Annotated in this window: 21 protein-coding genes; 17 read left to right on the plus strand and 4 right to left on the minus strand. The window is 68.7% G+C overall.

Annotation, left to right across the window (positions count from 1 at the left end; translation table 11 throughout):
• Positions 1–231 precede the first annotated feature (231 nt).
• Both ncot_RS04605 and ncot_RS04610 read right to left on the minus strand, forming a co-directional pair.
• Entirely contained in the window at positions 232–888 is a 657-nt protein-coding gene (locus tag ncot_RS04605) for a response regulator transcription factor (protein ID WP_240938065.1), read from the minus strand.
• A 23-nt stretch (positions 889–911) separates the two neighbouring features.
• Complete coding sequence (locus ncot_RS04610; protein ID WP_168616549.1) at positions 912–2303, minus strand: sensor histidine kinase; 1392 nt, start codon at positions 2301–2303, stop codon at positions 912–914.
• A gap of 654 nt (positions 2304–2957) precedes the next feature.
• On the opposite strand from ncot_RS04610, the gene ncot_RS04615 reads away from it, so the two are divergent.
• Positions 2958–3668, plus strand: a complete 711-nt coding sequence (locus tag ncot_RS04615) for a response regulator transcription factor (protein WP_168616550.1) — start codon at positions 2958–2960, stop codon at positions 3666–3668.
• 92 nt (positions 3669–3760) lie between these two features.
• Here ncot_RS04615 and ncot_RS04620 read toward each other — a convergent pair whose 3' ends face one another.
• Positions 3761–4411 (minus strand): TetR family transcriptional regulator, encoded by a 651-nt coding sequence (locus ncot_RS04620; RefSeq protein ID WP_168616551.1) that lies wholly within the window; start codon positions 4409–4411, stop codon positions 3761–3763.
• Positions 4412–4601: 190 nt separating this feature from the next.
• Here ncot_RS04620 and ncot_RS04625 point away from each other — a divergent pair, with 190 nt between their 5' ends.
• The 13 genes from ncot_RS04625 to prfB all read left to right on the plus strand — a co-directional run bounded on the left by ncot_RS04625 (position 4602) and on the right by prfB (position 14185).
• Positions 4602–5696: a ferredoxin reductase gene (locus tag ncot_RS04625; RefSeq protein ID WP_168616552.1), complete on the plus strand. Its 1095-nt coding sequence runs from the start codon at positions 4602–4604 to the stop codon at positions 5694–5696.
• Positions 5697–5839: 143 nt separating this feature from the next.
• Positions 5840–6970 carry a fatty acid desaturase gene (locus ncot_RS04630; protein ID WP_168616553.1) on the plus strand — a complete coding sequence of 377 codons (1131 nt, stop codon included), beginning with the start codon at positions 5840–5842 and terminating at the stop codon, positions 6968–6970.
• Positions 6971–6983: 13 nt separating this feature from the next.
• The gene (locus ncot_RS04635; protein ID WP_168616554.1) at positions 6984–7355 is read left to right on the plus strand and encodes a cyclic nucleotide-binding domain-containing protein; all 372 of its coding nucleotides are present in this window, start codon (positions 6984–6986) and stop codon (positions 7353–7355) included.
• Positions 7356–7416: 61 nt separating this feature from the next.
• The gene (locus ncot_RS04640; RefSeq protein WP_168616555.1) at positions 7417–7635 is read left to right on the plus strand and encodes a hypothetical protein; all 219 of its coding nucleotides are present in this window, start codon (positions 7417–7419) and stop codon (positions 7633–7635) included.
• A gap of 280 nt (positions 7636–7915) precedes the next feature.
• Positions 7916–9166: an ATPase, T2SS/T4P/T4SS family gene (locus ncot_RS04645; protein WP_168616556.1), complete on the plus strand. Its 1251-nt coding sequence runs from the start codon at positions 7916–7918 to the stop codon at positions 9164–9166.
• A 131-nt stretch (positions 9167–9297) separates the two neighbouring features.
• Entirely contained in the window at positions 9298–10020 is a 723-nt protein-coding gene (locus tag ncot_RS04650; protein ID WP_240938066.1) for a type II secretion system F family protein, read from the plus strand.
• Positions 10017–10949, plus strand: coding sequence for a type II secretion system F family protein (locus tag ncot_RS04655; protein ID WP_168616558.1), 933 nt, complete (start codon positions 10017–10019; stop codon positions 10947–10949). Before ncot_RS04650 ends, ncot_RS04655 begins: the two co-directional genes overlap by 4 nt.
• Positions 10950–10965: 16 nt before the next feature.
• Entirely contained in the window at positions 10966–11160 is a 195-nt protein-coding gene (locus tag ncot_RS04660; RefSeq protein ID WP_168616559.1) for a hypothetical protein, read from the plus strand.
• A 5-nt stretch (positions 11161–11165) separates the two neighbouring features.
• A complete protein-coding gene (locus ncot_RS04665; RefSeq protein WP_168616560.1) occupies positions 11166–11552 on the plus strand; it encodes a TadE family protein in 387 nt (128 codons plus the stop codon).
• Entirely contained in the window at positions 11549–11986 is a 438-nt protein-coding gene (locus ncot_RS04670) for a hypothetical protein (RefSeq protein ID WP_168616561.1), read from the plus strand. The genes ncot_RS04665 and ncot_RS04670 overlap by 4 nt, the downstream gene beginning before the upstream one ends.
• Positions 11983–12426 carry a pilus assembly protein TadG-related protein gene (locus ncot_RS04675; RefSeq protein ID WP_240938067.1) on the plus strand — a complete coding sequence of 148 codons (444 nt, stop codon included), beginning with the start codon at positions 11983–11985 and terminating at the stop codon, positions 12424–12426. The genes ncot_RS04670 and ncot_RS04675 overlap by 4 nt, the downstream gene beginning before the upstream one ends.
• Positions 12427–12505: 79 nt before the next feature.
• Entirely contained in the window at positions 12506–13018 is a 513-nt protein-coding gene (locus ncot_RS04680; RefSeq protein ID WP_168616562.1) for a CAP domain-containing protein, read from the plus strand.
• 54 nt (positions 13019–13072) lie between these two features.
• Entirely contained in the window at positions 13073–14185 is a 1113-nt protein-coding gene (prfB, locus tag ncot_RS04685; RefSeq protein WP_168616563.1) for a peptide chain release factor 2, read from the plus strand.
• A 101-nt stretch (positions 14186–14286) separates the two neighbouring features.
• Here prfB and ncot_RS04690 read toward each other — a convergent pair whose 3' ends face one another.
• On the minus strand, positions 14287–14880 hold the full coding sequence (locus ncot_RS04690; RefSeq protein ID WP_168616564.1) for a hypothetical protein: 594 nt from the start codon (positions 14878–14880) through the stop codon (positions 14287–14289).
• 117 nt (positions 14881–14997) lie between these two features.
• On the opposite strand from ncot_RS04690, the gene ncot_RS04695 reads away from it, so the two are divergent.
• The 3 genes from ncot_RS04695 to ftsX all read left to right on the plus strand — a co-directional run bounded on the left by ncot_RS04695 (position 14998) and on the right by ftsX (position 17768).
• Complete coding sequence (locus ncot_RS04695; RefSeq protein ID WP_168616565.1) at positions 14998–15939, plus strand: zinc metalloprotease; 942 nt, start codon at positions 14998–15000, stop codon at positions 15937–15939.
• Positions 15940–16108: 169 nt separating this feature from the next.
• The gene (ftsE, locus tag ncot_RS04700; protein ID WP_168616566.1) at positions 16109–16798 is read left to right on the plus strand and encodes a cell division ATP-binding protein FtsE; all 690 of its coding nucleotides are present in this window, start codon (positions 16109–16111) and stop codon (positions 16796–16798) included.
• A 16-nt stretch (positions 16799–16814) separates the two neighbouring features.
• Positions 16815–17768, plus strand: coding sequence for a permease-like cell division protein FtsX (gene ftsX, locus ncot_RS04705; protein WP_168616567.1), 954 nt, complete (start codon positions 16815–16817; stop codon positions 17766–17768).
• The last annotated feature ends 33 nt before the right edge of the window (positions 17769–17801 follow it).

Genomic DNA, 17801 nt, shown 5'->3' on the forward strand with positions numbered 1-17801 from the left:
AACCCCACATACGTTGCCGGAAAGTTTGGCGAGCCGTCCGCCCGCGGGGCGGGCGGCCCACGTTCAGGATGGTGTCCGGCGGAGGTGACTGCATCACCAACGTTGGTGAATCCCTTTGTGGGGCAGGGGATTCTCGTCAGGTGTGCAGCCGAGAGCACCGTGCGAGCACCCCGCACCGGTCATGCGTGCACCGGGCGCGAGCAGGCGCGGGCCGGGTCGCTGGAGAGTCGATCAGGCTCCCGCTGGTGCCCAGCCGACGTGGTGGGCGCAGCCGACCGCGGCCAGCTGGGACGAGACCTCCAGCTTGGACAGGATCGACTTGACCTGGGTGCGCACGGTCGCTTCCGAGACCACGCTCATGCGGGCGATCTCACGGACCGCGCGACCGTCCATCAGCTGGGCCAGCACCTGGCTCTCGCGATGGGTGAGGTTCTCCAGGCGGCTCCGGATCAGCTGGATCTCCTGGACCTGGGCGTGCCAGTGCTTGAGCAGCTCCTCGCGCTCGTCCTGGGTCATCACCGGCAGGCCCTCGGTGATCCTGCGGATCGTGGCCAGGATGTCGTTGAGGGGGGAGCTCTTGGGCAGTATCTTCCGGGCGCCGTAGCGCACGCACTCGCCCCAACGACCGCGGTCGATGCTCGACGTCACGACGACAACGTTGACACCAGCCAGGGTCAGTGGCTCGACGAGGCGGCCTCCGTTGCCGTAGGTGCCGAGGTCGAGGTCGAGCAGTGCCACGCGCGGCTTGGCGCGCATGATGATCGGGAGCAACGTGTGCACGGATCGGCCGCCTTCCGGCAGGACGATGCGGCGTACGTCGTGTCCTTCCATCTCGAGGGCGATCTCCAACGACTCCGCAAACAGTGAGTGGTCCTCGATCACGGCCACCCGCGTTCCAACTCTCCTGCTGATCAACTTTCCTCCCCATCGAAGTGCGGCAGCGCGGCCACGAAGGAGGCCCCGTGACGGCCGTCGTTGTGTCGCAGTTGGAGGCTGCCGCCGTGCTTGGTGGCGAGCCTGCGGGCCAGGTAGAGGCCCAGTCCGGAGCCCGGGGACTCCGTGGAACGCGCTCCTCTCTGGAACAAGGAGTCGCGGACGTCTGCCGGAATACCGGGGCCCGCGTCGGAGACCCGGATCTCCACGTTGTGGGCCCGCTGGTGCACCGAGACCGTGATCGTGGTGCCGGGCGCGTGGCGCAGGGCGTTGTGGAGGAGGACGTGGACGATCTCTGTGACGTCGTCCTGGCAGCTGCGAACACGCTGCCCCGACGGCTCCCAGCGGATGTCGTGGCCGGCCGCGCGTTGGGTCACCACCAAGGGGGCGATCACCTGGTCGAGGGACACGCAGTGGATCCTCGACTCGTCCTGCGGACTGACCAGTCGCTGCAGCCTGGCCACCTCGGTGGCGAGCCCGGACGAGAGGCGGCGGCGGCTCGAGTCGCTGAGACGGTGGTCGTCGCCGAGGAGGATCTGCGCGGCGGTGCTGATGTCGGCGACCGTCGAGCGCAGCTCGTGGAACAGCTCTTCCTGCTGGTGCGAAACCGGCGGGGCGCGGCGTGCGGTCGCTCGTGAGGCGCGGTCGAGGCGGCGTGCCTGCTGGGCCATCGGGTGCAGCAGGGCCTGGGCCGCGGAGAGGCCCATCCATCCCGCCACCAGCATCATCACCGCGACTGAGGGCCACGACCTGAGGGAGTCGCCGGTGGTGCCTGCCGGCCCGAGGACGAAGATGGTGACCAGTGCGGCCACCATCGCTGCGAACTCGGGCGTGGTCAGCCCCGCCGGGGTGCGCTGTCGCCTGACGATGACACAGGCGACCAGGAAGGCAACGGCCAGGCTCGCCGCCAGGACCGGCCCCCACGGTTGGGGCAGCGTCGCCAGGGGGTGGCCCAGCACCCACGAGTAGAGCAGTCGACCGGCGACCAGGACCACTCCGGTCGCAACTCCGAGTGCCAGCGGAGGCACGCGGTCGGGGAACCTCCTGTCGCTGCTGGCGCACACCACGATCACGACCAGGGGCACGGCGAGCAGCGCGCCGGTCACGTCACCCGTGCGTCCGGCGCGGTTGGCGACGTCGGCCATGTTCAGGATGGCGAACGGCGTGCCGCTGAGACCCACGGCCACCAGTGCCACGGAGAGCCAAGCGGTGTCGGACTCTCCCGACAGCCGCCACCGGGAGTAGAGCATGGCCCCGGCGCCCGCGATCAGCACGTGGAAGACCAACCAGGCGACCGCGTCGGTGGCCTGCAGCCGAGTTGCCCCCACAGGAGGGATCAGCGCGGCGATGGCCGTCGGGAGAGTCACCACGAGGGCAGCCAGGAGGACCCGTCGCCACTCCCACCTCACCGGGGAACGGCGGTACGGCTCAACTCCCTCGTTGTCCCTGTATGGGCCCCCCGACCGGCCGTGCGATCCGCGGCTCCGAGTGTGCCCCCCTGGGATCTGACCAGTTCGGCGCGGGGGTGCATGCAGGGAAGACCACCCGACCATGACGCTTGACTCTATTTGCCTTTTGCGACCGCGTCAGGCGAATGCGGAACCATACCGAATATTGGGGGCAGGAAGGGGAACTCACCAGCCGCCGGGCTGTGCCGAGATCAGACTGGGGGATGTCTACCGATCTCGGGGCCTGGGCCGGCCGCTGACGGCTGGTGAGCCCGTCGGGGTGGCATGACTCATCCTCGGGCCTGGCTGGCCCATCGGCACCACCAATTCTGGGGGAAACGAGCTCGCGCCACGAGCGTCGTCGGGGCCCCGCGGGCCGGCTCACCGAATTTGGCGATGTTGTGCCGCGCAGCAGGATCGGGCGCACGCGCTGGTCCTACGCTCCCAGTGGAGGGCGACCTAGACTGGCGTGTGCGGTCGGTCGATGAATCCGCCGCTATGGGAGGGCACCGGATGTATCCGTCTGTGGAGTCCGACGGCCCAGCGCCCCCAGAGGCGTCTGGCGCGGGACACCCTGTGGTTCCCCGGCAACGCCGCGGAGCCCACGGCGTACGCCTCGTCGTCGTCTCCGACCACAGCCTGGTCAGTGAGGCCGTGCGGATGGCGCTGGCCAGCCGAGGGTTCCAGGCACTCAGCCTGGGTGCGTCCTTGGGAGCCAGCGGTCGTCGTGACATCACGGCCCAGGTCAGGCGCTTCCGGCCCGCGGTCGGGCTGCTGCTCTGCGAGCTCGAGGACCGTGCCCTGCTCAGGGACGCGGTGGACGTGGTCGCCTCGACGCAGATCCGCTGGGTCTTGTTGACGCGGGCCAACGGTGGCGCCGCGTGGGGGGCGCTGGTCGAGGCCGGTGTCGCCGCCGTGCTGCCGATGTCGACCGACCTCGAGACCCTGACCGACGCGTTGCTGCAGGTCGTCGCGGGGCGCCCGATGATGCCTGAGGGCCAGCGCCGGGAGCTGGTCGAGCAGTGGCACCGCGAAGGGGAACAGGCCCGCCTCGTGAGCCGCCACATGGAGCTGCTCACGCCTCGCGAGATGGCGGTCCTGGCCAGCCTCCACGAGGGGTTGACGGTAAAGCTGATCGCGGTCGAGGGCGGGGTCTCCGAGGGCACGGTGCGCAGCCAGGTCAAGTCGATCCTGCGCAAGCTGGAGGTGAGCTCCCAGATCGCAGCCGTTGCGGCGTACCGCCAGATGATCGAGCTGGAGCCACCTCCGCGGCGACCGCGCCCCTGAGCTGGTTCGCCTGAGCTGGTTCGCCTGAGCCGGTTCGCCTGAGCCGGTGCTCTCCGCACGCTGTCCATCCCGGACGGCCGGAAGCGCTCGGGCTACGCCTCGCCCAGCGGTTCCCAGCCGACTGCGCCGACGACGATCATCCGGGCCTGGTTGCGCAGGTTCTCGATCATCTGGCGCCGGGTCGCCGGCTGCTCGGCAGACGGGCTCACCAGCTCCCCGGCGGCAGCCACCATCAGGTCCACGAACAGGCTGGCCAGCACGTGCAGGTCGGCGGCGCCCCACCGTTCGAGGCCGGGCATGCGCGCGAGGTCGGTGACGAGCTCCCGCTCGAACAGGTCAAGCTCGTGCCGGATCGCCTCGCGGAGTGTGGGGCTGCCGCCCTGGCGTTCGCGCCCGATGAAGCGGAAGTGGGCCTTGTGCTCCTCGAGCTGGACGACGAGCACGTCGACCGACCTGTCGATCAGGGTCTCCGGAGCGGGGTCGCCCCGGCGCACCTCGCGGATCAGGCCACGAAGGGTCATGAACGACTCGTCGACCAGGGACAGGCCCAGCTCGTCGAGCGTCGAGAAGTGTCGGTAGAACGCGGTCGGCACGATGCCTGCCGCCTTGGTCAGCCGGCGCAACGAGAGGGAACCGAAGCCGTTGTCGGCGAGCTGGTCGAGGGCGGCGTCGAGGATCGCTCGGCGGGTGCGCTGCTTGCGCTCCTGTCGGCTCTCGGGTGCGGCGGTCGCCTCATCGCTCACGCGGGGGAGTGTAGCGGTGATCCGGTACGGGAATCGAGTTCAGTGAACACTCGTGCTCCTGTTGCGCGACTCACACTGCCCACCAGTTGACGGTCGGTGGTAAGTGGTCGGTACTATTTGAGTGCACGGTTGTTCACTCAAACTGTTGTTGATCGACTCGCCGAGTCGACAGTCCGGAAGGAGCCCTCGGATGGGCATCACCCAGACCCTGCTCCGCTCCCGAGCGGTCGAGGCACTGACCTCGCCGCACGGAGTCGACCGCTATCTCGAGCTCGTGAACCCGATGTGGGCCGCGAAGGAGGTGCGGGCCCGGATCGTGGAGGTCCACCGTGAGGTGGACGTGCCCGGTCACCCGCCGGTCGCGACCATCACGCTGCAACCCACCAGCACCTGGCGTGGCCACCGCGCCGGCCAGCACGTCCAGCTGGGCGTCGAGGTGCACGGTGCTCGCCGTACGACTCGCGTCTTCTCCGTCTCCAGCCATGAGGCCGGACCGGGGGAGCCGTTCACCATCACCCTGCGGGCCAACCCCGACGGCGTGGTGTCGAAGTTCTTGGTCGAGGAGGCGCAGCCCGGCACGATCGTGCACCTCTCCCAGGCCGAGGGTGAGTTCACCCTTCCGGCACACGTGCCCGACCACGTCGTGTTCATCTCCGGCGGCTCCGGCATCACTCCGTTGATGTCGATGCTGCGCACGCTGCAGCGACGCACCCATCGCGGCCGCGTCACCTTCCTGCACTACGCCCAGTCGCCGGAGCACCAGATCTTCGCCGAGGAGCTCGCCGACGTGGCGCGTTCCGGCTACGGCGTCGACGTGCACCTGCTGCACCCCGAGCTCGGCGACCCGGCCCTCAGCCCGGCTTGGCTCGAGCGCCTCGTGCCGGGCTACCGCGACGTGCCGACGTGGGCCTGTGGTCCGGCGCCGCTGATCGAGGCGGTGCGCAAGACGTACGCCGCCCCGGGCGGCGAGGAGGCTTCCGACGCGCTGAACATCGAGTACTTCAAGCCGCCCACGGTCTCCAACGGCGCCGCGGAGGGACAGGTCTCGTTCAGCCGCACGGGCACCAACGCGCCGAACTCCGGCGCCACGCTGCTCGAGCAGGCCGAGGCCGCCGGGCTGTCGCCGGAGTTCGGTTGCCGGATGGGCATCTGCTTCTCCTGCACGGCCACCAAGACCGAGGGCACGGTGACCAACGTGCTCACCGGCGAGACCTCGTCCCTGCCCGACGAAGGGGTCCGCATCTGCGTGTCCGCCCCGCAGGGCGACTGCAGCCTCGACCTCTGAATCGACCTTCGTCGGTCGAGCAGGTCGCGCAGCGACCGCTTGGACTTCGTCGGTCGAGTAGGTCGCGCAGCGACCGCTTGGACTTCGTCGGTCGAGTAGGTCGCGCAGCGACCGTATCGAGACCCATTCCCGAAAGGACATCCATGAGCGACAAGATCACCCTCACCCCCGAGCAGCTCGAGAAGTTCGGCGACGAGATGGACGCCATCCGCCAGCGGGTCGTGGCCGACCTCGGCGAGGCCGACGCGACCTACATCCGCAACGTGGTCAAGGCCCAGCGCGGCTTCGAGGCCGCCGGCCGCGCGCTGTTCTACCTGCCGCCGGCCTGGCCGCTGGCCGTGGCCTCCCTCTCGATCTCGAAGATCCTCGACAACATGGAGATCGGCCACAACGTCATGCACGGGCAGTACGACTGGATGGGCGACCCGGGCCTGAACTCGCGGATGTACGAGTGGGACACGATGGCGCCCAGCGCCAACTGGAAGCACGGCCACAACTACATCCACCACACGTACACGAACATCCTCGGCAAGGACCGTGACATCGGCTACGGCATCCTGCGCATCGACGAGGACCAGCCGTGGCATCCCTACTACCTCGGCAACCCGCTCTATGCGTTCCTGCTGATGGTCTTCTTCGAGTGGGGCGTGGCACTGCACGACCTCGAGGTCGAGAACGTCGTGAAGGGCAAGCGCGACTGGGAGGACAACAAGGCGCTGGCCGCGGGCATCCGTCGCAAGATCAAGCGCCAGGTCTTCAAGGACTACGTGGCCTTCCCGGCGCTGACCGGCCCGCTGTTCCCGCTGACGTTCGCCGGCAACGCGACTGCCAACCTGATCCGCAACATCTGGACCTTCAACATCATCTTCTGCGGCCACTTCCCGGCCGGCGTCGCCACCTTCACCTTGGACGAGATCGCGAACGAGGACGGTGTCGAATCCCGGGGGCACTGGTACTACCGCCAGCTCCTCGGCTCGGCCAACATCACCGGCAGCAAGCTCTTCCACGTGATGAGCGGCAACCTGTCCCACCAGATCGAGCACCACCTCTTCCCCGACATCCCGGCGCGCCGCTACCCGGAGATCGCCGAGGAGGTCCGGGAGATCTGCGAGCGCTACGGGCTGCAGTACAACACCGGCTCGCTGGGCAAGCAGCTCGGCAGCGTCGCGAAGAAGATCTTCAAGATGTCGCTCCCGCCCAAGGGCACCAAGATCCCCGGCCTGTCCGTGCTCACCGGAGGTCGGCAGTCGACCCCGGCCGCCGACGCCGCCTGACAAGGAGTCACCGATGACCCACATTGCCGACAAGCTCACCGCGCGCGAGCTCCAGCAGGTCCACGCGCAGGGCACCCGCCTCACCGTTCCCCAGGGCTGGTCGCTGATCTGGGAGCGGACCCCGGCGGACAAGGCCTACCTGATCGTCGCCGGTGAGGTGACCATCCGTCGCAACAACGTCGAGATCGCCCGGCTCGGGCCGGGCGACGTGGTTGGCGAGATGGCGATCGTCAACCACAAGCTGCGTACGGCGACCGTGGTGGCCGCGACGCCGCTGGAGGTCGTGCACTTCACCTCGGCGGCCGTCGAGGGGCTGTGCGAGCAGATTCCCGCGTTCGGGGAGGCACTCGCCCGCACCGCGACGGAGCGGCTCACCCCAGCGTGATCCACATCCCGTGGGGCGACGGTTGTCGCAGCCGCCCTCCGTCCCTGATGATGGAGTCATCATGAGCAACGAACCGGACCACCTCAGCCGCGGCGAGATCCGCAAGGACGCCCTCCAGGACGGCTTCGAGGCCACCGTGTCGACGGTCGGCCAGGTCGGCGGACTCCTCGTCGGGGCCGTTCGCGACGTGGGTCGGGCCGTGGGTGGCCTGGCCACTGAGCTGTTCGAGATCCGCGACGCCGCCCGCAGGGCCGGCGAGGAGCAACGACCGCGCGACTGAGCGGGTCGACGCGCCAGGTCCAGCGGCGCTGCACCCACACGTCGTGACCCGACCACGCGTCGTACGCCGGCGAGCTCGCCGGGCGTGCTCGGTGACTTCGGCATGCCGGCCGCGTCCGGCAACCCGGCCGACTGGCCATGACGCCCGGCGGTCTCGGCAACCTTCCGACTGACGGCGGTCGCAGGCCGGTTGTCCACAGCCCTCGCCCAGGGGCATGGTCAAAGCGCCTGAACCTGACATATAACAGTGCGCAGGAACCTTCACTCGGGACGGGGACCGAATGACATCGACGATCGCTGATGCGCATGCCGCGTTGGTCAGCCAGCTGGATGCGCGAGTGCGCGACGTGGTCCGTCGCGACGGGGTCGATCCGCAGGCCGAGGCCGCCGTCGTGCGCCGCATCGTGGAGTCCGTGGTTCGTGACCACGACGATCGCAGCCTCACCGGTCAGGTTCCGCCGGTGCACGACCCGCAGGCCATGGTGGGCGAGCTGGTCGCCCGGGTCGCGGGCTTCGGCGCCCTGCAGGCCTATCTCGACGACCCGGCGGTCGAGGAGATCTGGATCAACGACCCGAGCCAGGTGTTCGTGGCCCGGCAGGGTCGCCACGAGCTGACCAACACGGTGCTCACCACCGCCGAGGTGCAGGAGCTCGTCGAGCGGATGCTGAAGTCCAGTGGCCGGCGCATCGACGTCTCCGCGCCGTTCGTGGATGCCATGCTTCCCGAGGGCCATCGTCTGCACGTGGTGCTCGAGGGCATCTCCCGCGGTTTCACGGCAGTCAACATTCGCAAGTTCACGCTGCGCGCCAGTCGGCTGCCCGACCTCGTCGACCTCGGCTCCCTGTCCATGCAGGCCGCTCAGTTCCTCGACGCGAGCGTGCGCGCCGGTCTCAACGTCCTCGTTGCCGGTGGCACACAGGCCGGCAAGACGACCATGTTGAACTGCCTCGCCTCGGCGATCCCCGGGACCGAGCGGGTCATCTCGGTCGAGGAGGTCTTCGAGCTGCGGTTCCACCACGCCGACTGGGTGCCGATGCAGACACGTCAGGCCGGCTTGGAGGGCACCGGCGGGATCGTCTTGCGCGACCTCGTCAAGGAAAGCCTGCGCATGCGTCCCAGCCGGATCATCGTGGGGGAGGTGCGTGCGGAGGAGTGTCTCGACCTCCTGCTGGCACTCAACGCCGGTCTGCCGGGCATGTGCACCATCCATGCGAACAGTGCGCGCGAGGCCCTGGTCAAGGTGTGCACGCTGCCATTGCTCGCCGGCGAGAACATCTCCGCCAGGTTCGTGGTGCCGACGGTTGCCGCAAGCGTCGACCTCGTGGTGCACCTCGGGATGGACGCCGACGGCGTACGACGAGTCAACGAGATCGTCTCGGTCCCGGGGCGTGTCGAGAACGACATCATCGAGACCGAGGGCATCTTCGTCCGAGGACGTGACGGCTTGCGTGCGTGCGGTGGGATGCCGCCACGCGTCGAGCTGTTCGAGCGTGCCGGCATCGACGTCCACCGCTTGGTGCGGGCCGGCTGATGGGCGCCTTGATCGGGCTCGGGCTCGGGTTGGGGCTCGCCCTCATCTGGTCGGCATTCGTCCTGCCGCGTTCTCCCAGGGAATCAGCTCGTCCACCCGACCGACTGACGGCCCTGCTGGCGCGTGCAGGCATGCAGAACGTCTCGAGCCGCAACTTGGTCGGCTTGTGCGTGGCCCTGGGTGTGCTTGCCCTCGCGGTCATGCAGATCCTCTCCGGGACCCTGCCGGTGGCGCTGGTGTTCGCAGCGATCGCTGCCCACCTCCCGGTGACAGTGGTCAACGGCCGTGCGGCCAGGAGGCAACGAGAGTTCGCAGAGGTGTGGCCCGAGGCGGTCGACCACCTCGCTTCCGGGGTCCGCGCCGGGATGTCGCTGCCCGAGGCACTGGTCGGTCTGTCCACTCGTGGACCGGAGCCCTTGCGGCCGGCCTTCGCGAAGTTCGCCCTCGACTACCAGGTGACCGGTCGCTTCGGGGATTCCCTCGACCTGCTCAAGGACTCGCTCGCGGATCCCGTCGGAGACCGTGTCGTGGAAGCCCTGCGGATCGCCCGCGAAGTCGGCGGGGGTGACCTGGGCAGGCTGCTGCGCAATCTCTCCACCTACTTGCGCGACGACCTGCACACCCGCTCCGAGCTCGAGTCCCGGCAGGCATGGACCGTCAACGGCGCTCGGCTGGCCGTCGCGGCCCCGTGGATCGTGCTGTTGCTGATGTGCTTCCAGCCCGAGATCATCCAACGCTACCGGTCCCCGGCGGGAGCCCTGGTCCTCGTCGGAGGAGCCGTGCTGTGCCTGGTGGCCTATCGCCTGATGATGCGGATCGGACGGCTCCCCGTGGATCGACGGATCCTCGCATGAGCAGCTATCAGGCCTGGGGAGTCCTCGTCGGGACCCTGGCCGGCCTCGGCATGGTGCTGGTCGTGGCGAGGCTGGCCGACATGAGGCGCGCCAACCTGTCCGTGAGGGTGTTGCCCTACCTGCGCGACGTACCGCAGCTGGGCAGCCGACGACGACCCGAGCTGCCACGCAGTGCTGCGCGCGGTGTCTTCGGGCCCATGCTCCGGAGCTCGGCCGATGCGGTCGAGCGCGTCCTGGGTGGAAGCGCTTCGGTGCGCCGTCGTCTCGAGCGCGCCGACATCGACAAGTCCGTCCACGAGTTCCGCATCGAGCAGGTCCTGTGGGGCCTGACCGGGTTCGCCGTCGCCGCTGCCCTGTCCTTGCTCCGGGCATGGCAGGCACCGGGTGACATCCTGCCCCTGTTGCTGCTCACCCTGGTGGCCTTCGCCTGTGGCGTGATCCTGTGCGACCACCACCTCAGCTCGTCGGCACGCAAACGCGAGCAGCTGATCATGCTCGAGTTCCCGGTGGTGGCTGAGCTCCTGGCCCTGGCCGTGGCGGCCGGCGAGAGTCCCGCGGCGGCCCTCGACCGCGTGGTGCACCGCACCAACGGAGCGTTGAGCAGCGACCTGTCACGTGTGCTGGCCGAGATCCGAACCGGCACGCCGGTCGGCCGTGCCTTTGACGGACTCGCCCTGCGCAGCGGGCTACCGCTGGTCGGCCGCTTCGCGGAGGGGATCGCGGTGGCCGTCGAACGCGGCACACCGCTGGCCGACGTGCTGCACGCCCAGGCGGCCGACGTTCGAGAAGCAGGGCGGCGCGAGCTCATCGAGTCCGGCGCTCGCAAGGAGGTGCTGATGATGGTCCCCGTGGTCTTCGTCGTGCTTCCGGTCACGGTTGTCTTCGCATTTTGGCCCGGCCTGATCGGGCTCCGGCTCGTCACGCCCTAGCAGGAGGAATCTCGGGATGGACATGTTGAACACGCTGTTGTTGCGACTCTACGTCGGCACCACGTCGCGCATGCGCGACGAGCGGGGCGATGTGCCCGGCTGGGTGATGGTCACGGTGATGACCGCCGCGATCGTCGGCGGGCTCCTGATGATTGCCAGGCCCATGTTGAAGGACATGCTCCGCGACGCACTCAGCTCCGTGCACGGGTGAATCCGATGGCCGTGCCACGCCGTGACGAGCACGGCTCCGCCGTGGTCGACTTCGTGCTGGTGCTGGCGATCCTGGTGCCGCTGGTGCTGGGCATCCTGCAGGTCGCTCTGGTGCTCCACGTGCGCAACACGCTCACCGCCGCGGCGAGTGACGGCGCTCGGCAGGCGGCCACCGCCGATCGGGACCCCGGGGACGGTGCCGCCTACACCCGCGACCAGATCCGGGGCGTCCTCGCCGGCAAGTTCGCTCGAGGGGTGAGCGCTCGCGAGACCACGGTTGACGGCGCTGTGATGGTCGAGGTGACGGTCCGCGCCGAGGTGCCTCCGCTCGGCCTCTGGGGACCGTCGGTCGAGCTCGTCGTGCACGGCCACGCCGTCGAGGAGAGACCGTGACACGTGACGATGAGGGCAGTGCACTGATCGAGGTGACCTGGCTGGCGATCCTGCTCCTGGTCCCGCTGGTCTACGTGTTGGTCTCCGTCTTCGACGTCCAGCGGGGTGCCTTCGGGGTCACGGCAGCCAGTCGGTCGGCGGGAAGGGCCTTCGCCATCGCCGACACGGAGTCGGCTGGACGGCGTGACGCGAGAGCGGCAGCCGAGCTGGCCCTGCGTGACCAGGGGATGGAGCCCGGCCGGATGGAGCTCGACATCGCCTGCTCCATGGGGGCCGGTCACTGCCTCGACCCCGGGTCGGTGATCACCGTGGTGGTGCGAGCGCAGGTCGTGCTGCCCCTGGTCCCCGCGGCCCTCGGTGGGGGCGCGCCGAGCTTCCGGGTCGAGTCCCAGCACGTCGTTCCGCGCGGGCTCTACCAGGAGCGAGGCCGATGATGGCCGGCACGCGCGGCGACCGCGAGAGCGGCCAGGTCACGGTCCTCATCGTGGGCTTTGCGGCCGCCCTGTTGCTCATGGTCGGCGTGGTGGTCGACTCCTCTGCGGCCTACCTGCGCCGGCAGTCGTTGAACACGGCCGCCGACGGCGCGGCGCTGGCCGGGGCCCAGGAGGTTCGCGGCGAGGGGGTCTACACCGGTGGCCTCAGGGGTCGGCGCGCACCGCTCGATCCGGAGAAGGTGCGGGGTGCGGTGCGCGACTACCTGCGCGAGATCGGGGCGTACGCCGACTACCCGGGCCTGGGCTTCCGGGTGGAGGTCAGTGACCGCGCCGTGGTGGTCACGATGAGCTCCGACCTGGACCTCCCGATCGACGTCTCGGGCATCACGGACGGCCGGGTCGGAGCTCGGGGCTCGGCGGCCATCCATCTGGAGGGTTGATCCTGACCGATCGGGCATTCCTTGGACGATTGACAAGATTTTCCTGCGGCCGTCAACCCATCTGTGCCACTCTCCCGCCATGACGAGGAGAGGTGTTCCGGCGCTGTTCGCGCTCCTGCTGGTTGCCGTTCTGTTCGGGGGAAGCAGTGCAACCGGACAGGCGGCCACGAGCACGTCCGGGACGAACAACACCAGTGACCGGACCAGCACCGTGATGGTGACGTCGCCCAAGACCTACAAGAACCAGGCGGTGCGGGCGACGAACCGCCACCGTGCCGACGAGGACCGCAAGCGGTTGCGCTCCCAGGACTGCCTGAAGCGGATGGCGCGCAACCACGCACGACGAATGGCCAGCCAACGACGGATGTTCCACCAGGACCTCGGACGGGTGATGAGCGAGTGCCACCTCACGATGGTGGGGGAGAACGTCGCCTACGGCTACCCGAGCGGTCGCTCGGTGGTGAACCGCGGATGGATGCATTCGGACGGTCACCGCGCCAACATCCTGCAGCGTCGCTACCGGCTCATCGGCGTCGCCGCACGCAAGGGCGACGGACGCTGGTACGTCGCCCAGGTGTTCGGCCGACGCTGACCCCGGGCGCCGTCCATTCGGGCGGCGGCGGGGCGAGCGGTAGGGTTGCGCCTTGTGGCAGGCCTAGACTTCGAAGCAGAGATCAAGCAGCTCCAAGCGACGATGCACACCATCGAGCAGGTGCTCGACGTCGACGAGATGCGTCGGGAGATCGCCGACCTCAGCGAGCAGGTCGCGGCGCCCGACCTCTGGGACGACCAGGACAACGCCCAGCGGGTGACCGGTCGTCTCTCGACGCTCAACGGTGAGCTGGAGCGCTTCACCACGCTCTCCGACCGCATCGAGGAGCTCGGCCTCATGGTCGAGATGGCCCGCGAGGAGAACGACGCCGACACCCTGGCCGACTCGGAGCGCGAGCTCGGACGCATCAAGAAGTCCGTCGAGGCGATGGAGGTGCGCACCCTCCTCTCCGGTGAGTACGACGCCCGCGAGGCACTGGTGATCATCCGCGCCGGGGCCGGTGGTGTCGATGCTGCCGACTTCGCCCAGATGCTGATGCGGATGTACGTGCGCTGGTCCGAGCAGCACGACTACCCCGTCGAGGTCTTCGAGACGTCCTACGCCGAAGAGGCCGGCATCAAGTCCGCCACCTTCGCGGTGCACGCGCCCTACGCCTACGGCACCCTCAGCGTCGAGGCCGGCACCCACCGCCTCGTGCGGATCAGCCCGTTCGACAACCAGGGCCGCCGCCAGACCAGCTTCGCCGCCGTCGAGGTCGTCCCGGTGCTCGAGCAGACCGACGAGATCGACATCCCCGACGAGGACATCCGCACCGACGTCTACCGCTCCGGTGGTCCGGGTGGCCAGTCGGTCAACACCACCGACTCCGCGGTGCGACTCACCCACATCCCCACGGGCACTGTGGTGAGCTGCCAGAACGAGAAGTCGCAGCTGCAGAACAAGGCCAGCGCCATGGTGGTGCTCAAGGCCAAGCTGCTGGCGCTGAAGAAGGCCGAGGAGAAGGCGCACCTCGACGACCTCAAGGGCGACGTCCAGGCGTCGTGGGGCGACCAGATGCGCAACTACGTGCTGAACCCCTACCAGGTCGTCAAGGACCTGCGGACGACGTACGAGTCCGGCAACCCGTCGGCCGTCTTCGACGGTGACCTCGACGGCTTCCTCGAGGCCGGGATCCGCTGGCGCCGCGGCGCCGACCAGGACTCCTGAGCCGCACGCTGGGCGCATCCGCGCACTGGTGCGGTGCTGTTGTCACTCCACACGTGACCAGTCGCCTGCGATGTGACATGGACACCGCGTTGCACGCGGGGCTACTCGGTGGCGGCGGCGCTGACCGCCTGCACGCACCACGAGCCGGCCAGCTCGAGCAGCTCCTTCCCGGCGGCGCTGCGGTCGGGACTGCTCACCGAACAGGCCAGCCACGAGTCGACGAACAAGCCGCGGTACGACGCCTCCGCGCCGTCCTTGGTGCGACAGGACAGGCCGGTCGACGGCTTGCCGAAGCCCTCTCCGGGCACCCGGCGACACTCCTCGCGGCGCCCGGCCTCCTTGACGAGCTCACCGGCCTGGGCCCGGGTGACCTGTGGCACGAACACCCACACCCGCGCCACCGCTCCTGAGGTTCCGGTGAACGTGCAGTTGAACTCGTGGGAGACGTCCTTGACGGACCCGGTGACCGCGGCCGACTCGCCGTTGCCGTAGTGGTCGGTCTCCTCGACCTCGCCCACGGCGCGCTCGACGGCGATCTCGGGGATCCGGTCGCAGAAGTCGGTCCGGGCGATCGTCATGCCGTCGGCGTCGAACGCAGTGATCGGGGTCGGCTTCGCCTCGGGTGCCGCGCCGGGGTCGTCGCCCTGGCTGCAGGCCGCCGTCGAGCTGCCGATCAGCAGCAGGACGACGGACATCAGGAGGATCCTCACCGGCGTGCGCATTCGCACAGGTTAGCCGGATCGGAGGTCTGGTCAGGGTGGCGCCGACGGTTGTAGGTTTCATGAGGTCCGTCACCTTTCTGGGAGGAAATCATGCGCTTGTCGCGAACGTTCGTCGCAGTTTCTGCGCTCATCGCCGGCCCCGCCCTGCTCGGAGGGGGAGCGACGGCAACGGTCTCGGCGGCGCAAGCGTCCCCGGGGGTCCAGGCGTGCGAGCAGGTGCCGGACCAGGCCCGCGTCAAGGAGGGGGCAACGGTCGCCGAACCGGCCCTCTACGCGAAGAAGGACGCCAAGAAGTACGGCGTCATCAAGGACTCGCCCCGGATGCCCAACGGCTCGGTCACCATCGACACCGTCTTCCACGTGATCTCCGAGACGCAGCCCAGTGCCACCGACCAGGCGCGACTCGAGACGATGATCGACGCACAGGTCGACGTGCTCAACGCCTCCTACAGCGGCGCGACGGCGCCGGACGCGGCGGACTCGCCCTTCCGCTTCGCGCTCACCGACACCACCTGGACCGTCGACAGCGACTGGGCGCACGTCGCACCCGGCAAGACCGAGCGCGACATGAAGCGCGCCCTGCACCAAGGGGACTCCGAGACCCTGAACGTGTACGTCGCCGACATCGGCGGTGGGCTGCTCGGATGGGCCTACTTCCCCAAGGACTACAACAACGGCCGGGACTACAACGACGGCGTCGTGATCCTCGCCGAGTCGATGCCCGGTGGCACCGCCGGCAAGTACGCGCTCGGCGACACGCTCACCCACGAGGTGGGCCACTGGATGATGCTCGAGCACACCTTCGCGGGTGCTTGCTCCGCCAGCGGCGACGGTGTGGCGGACACCCCGCGCGAGGCCATCCCGCAGTTCGACTGCCCCGAGGGCGCGGACACCTGCGCCACCCCTGGGCTGGACCCCATCCACAACTTCATGGACTACACGCAGGACTCCTGCATGAACATGTTCACCGAGGGACAGGTCGAGCGGATGAATGACGCCTGGATCGCGTTCCGCGCGGGCGGGAACGGCTGAACGCCGCCGCGCGACGGTGTCGCCCATCCGGCCGACCAGCCGAGTGGGCGACACCCTGCCGCACCCCACGCCGACACCGCACGCCGACACCCCACGCCGACACCCCACCCCGACACCCCACGACGGCGCGTCCCGGAGCGGATTGGGGCCGTCACCTAGACTCCGTCCAGTGATTCGCTTCGAAAAGGTCACGAAGACCTACCCGGGACAAGCCCGCGCCGCCCTCGAGCAGGTGTCCGTCGACATCGAGAAGGGTGAGTTCGTCTTCCTCGTCGGCCAGTCCGGCTCCGGGAAGTCGACGTTCCTGCGCCTCGTGCTCCGTGAGTACCGCGCCTCCGAGGGACGCGTCTACGTCGCCGGCAAGGAGATCAACCGGCTCGCCGGTTGGAAGGTGCCGCGGCTGCGCCGTCAGATCGGCACGGTGTTCCAGGACTTCCGGCTGCTCCAGAACAAGACCGTGGCCGAGAACGTCGCCTTCGCGCTGCAGGTGATCGGCAAGTCACGCTCCCAGATCGACGAGCTGGTCCCCGAGACCCTCGAGCTGGTCGGTCTCGAGGGCAAGGAGGACCGGCTCCCCGACGAGCTCTCCGGTGGTGAGCAGCAGCGGGTCGCGATCGCCCGTGCCTTCGTCAACCGGCCGATGATCCTGATCGCCGACGAGCCCACCGGAAACCTCGACCCGAACACGTCCGTCGGCATCATGAAGCTGCTCGACCGGATCAACCGCACCGGCACCACCGTCGTGATGGCCACCCACGACGCCGGCATCGTCGACCAGATGCGCAAGCGGGTCATCGAGCTGGAGGACGGCCGAGTCGTCCGCGACCAGGCCCGCGGCATCTACGGCTACCAGAACTGAGAGGAGCTCCAACACCATGCAGCTTCGTCATGTCTTCTCCGAGCTCCGACAAGGGCTCCGACGCAACCTGACCATGCACATCGCGGTCATCCTGACCCTGTTCGTCTCCCTGACGCTGGTGGGGCTGGGATTCCTGCTCAACGCCCAGGCCAAGAAGGCCGAGGACCACTTCGGCACGCTCAACCAGATCACGATCTTCCTCTGCAACAAGACCTCCACCGGCCCGAACTGCACCGGTGAGGTCACCGACGCACAGCGTGATGCGGTGATCAAGGCCGTCGACGAGAACCCGTCGGTCGACGGGCACCACACCGAGTCGCAGGACGAGGCCTGGGAGAAGTTCAAGGAGCTCTACAGCGAAGAGTTCCTCGACGACATCCCCGACACCTTCGGCCCCGAGTCGCTGCGCGAGTCGGTGTGGGTCGACCTCAACGGTCGTGACGACGCCGAGGGCGTGATCAGCGCCGTCGAGGGTCTGGACGGCGTGCACACGGTGCGTGACCAGCGCGACCTGGTGCGACCCATCTTCAAGACCATCGACATGCTCAAGTACGGCGCGATCGGCATCGCGGTGTTCCTGATCCTGGCCGCGCTCCTGCTGGTGGCCAACACGATTCGACTGGCAGCCTTCGCGCGGCGCCGGGAGATCGGCATCATGCGACTCGTCGGGGCCTCCGGTCTCTACATCTCGCTGCCGTTCCTCCTGGAGGCACTGGTCACCGCGGTCATCGGCGTGCTCCTGGCGAGTGGTGCACTGGCGCTGTTCATGGGGCTCGGGGTGCAGGGCGCCATCGAGCAGAACGTGAACTTCATGCCGTGGATCGACTGGTCCGACTACGTCAGGGCGCTGTTCGTCGCCGACCTGGACTTCCGGCTCATTCCGTTCCCCCTGCCGGGGATCGTGATCATCGGACCGCTGCTCACCATCATTCCGACTCTCCTGCTGACCCGGAAATACCTCAAAGTCTGACGTTCGTCGTCTAACGTCAAGGCGTTCACTTCC

This window comes from Nocardioides sp. JQ2195 (genome assembly GCF_012272695.1).
Taxonomy (GTDB): Bacteria; Actinomycetota; Actinomycetes; order Propionibacteriales; family Nocardioidaceae; genus Nocardioides.

Bases quoted from the DNA above. Each gene is read 5' to 3' on its own strand.
- ncot_RS04625 (WP_168616552.1), top strand. From the start codon at position 4,602: ATGGGCATCACCCAGACCCTGCTCCGCTCCCGAGCGGTCGAGGCACTG.
- ncot_RS04630 (WP_168616553.1), top strand. From the start codon at position 5,840: ATGAGCGACAAGATCACCCTCACCCCCGAGCAGCTCGAGAAGTTCGGC.
- ncot_RS04635 (WP_168616554.1), top strand. From the start codon at position 6,984: ATGACCCACATTGCCGACAAGCTCACCGCGCGCGAGCTCCAGCAGGTC.
- ncot_RS04640 (WP_168616555.1), top strand. From the start codon at position 7,417: ATGAGCAACGAACCGGACCACCTCAGCCGCGGCGAGATCCGCAAGGAC.
- ncot_RS04645 (WP_168616556.1), top strand. From the start codon at position 7,916: ATGACATCGACGATCGCTGATGCGCATGCCGCGTTGGTCAGCCAGCTG.
- ncot_RS04650 (WP_240938066.1), top strand. From the start codon at position 9,298: ATGCAGAACGTCTCGAGCCGCAACTTGGTCGGCTTGTGCGTGGCCCTG.
- ncot_RS04655 (WP_168616558.1), top strand. From the start codon at position 10,017: ATGAGCAGCTATCAGGCCTGGGGAGTCCTCGTCGGGACCCTGGCCGGC.
- ncot_RS04660 (WP_168616559.1), top strand. From the start codon at position 10,966: ATGGACATGTTGAACACGCTGTTGTTGCGACTCTACGTCGGCACCACG.
- ncot_RS04665 (WP_168616560.1), top strand. From the start codon at position 11,166: ATGGCCGTGCCACGCCGTGACGAGCACGGCTCCGCCGTGGTCGACTTC.
- ncot_RS04675 (WP_240938067.1), top strand. From the start codon at position 11,983: ATGATGGCCGGCACGCGCGGCGACCGCGAGAGCGGCCAGGTCACGGTC.
- ncot_RS04680 (WP_168616562.1), top strand. From the start codon at position 12,506: ATGACGAGGAGAGGTGTTCCGGCGCTGTTCGCGCTCCTGCTGGTTGCC.
- ncot_RS04690 (WP_168616564.1), bottom strand. From the start codon at position 14,880: ATGTCCGTCGTCCTGCTGCTGATCGGCAGCTCGACGGCGGCCTGCAGC.
- ncot_RS04695 (WP_168616565.1), top strand. From the start codon at position 14,998: ATGCGCTTGTCGCGAACGTTCGTCGCAGTTTCTGCGCTCATCGCCGGC.
- ftsX (WP_168616567.1), top strand. From the start codon at position 16,815: ATGCAGCTTCGTCATGTCTTCTCCGAGCTCCGACAAGGGCTCCGACGC.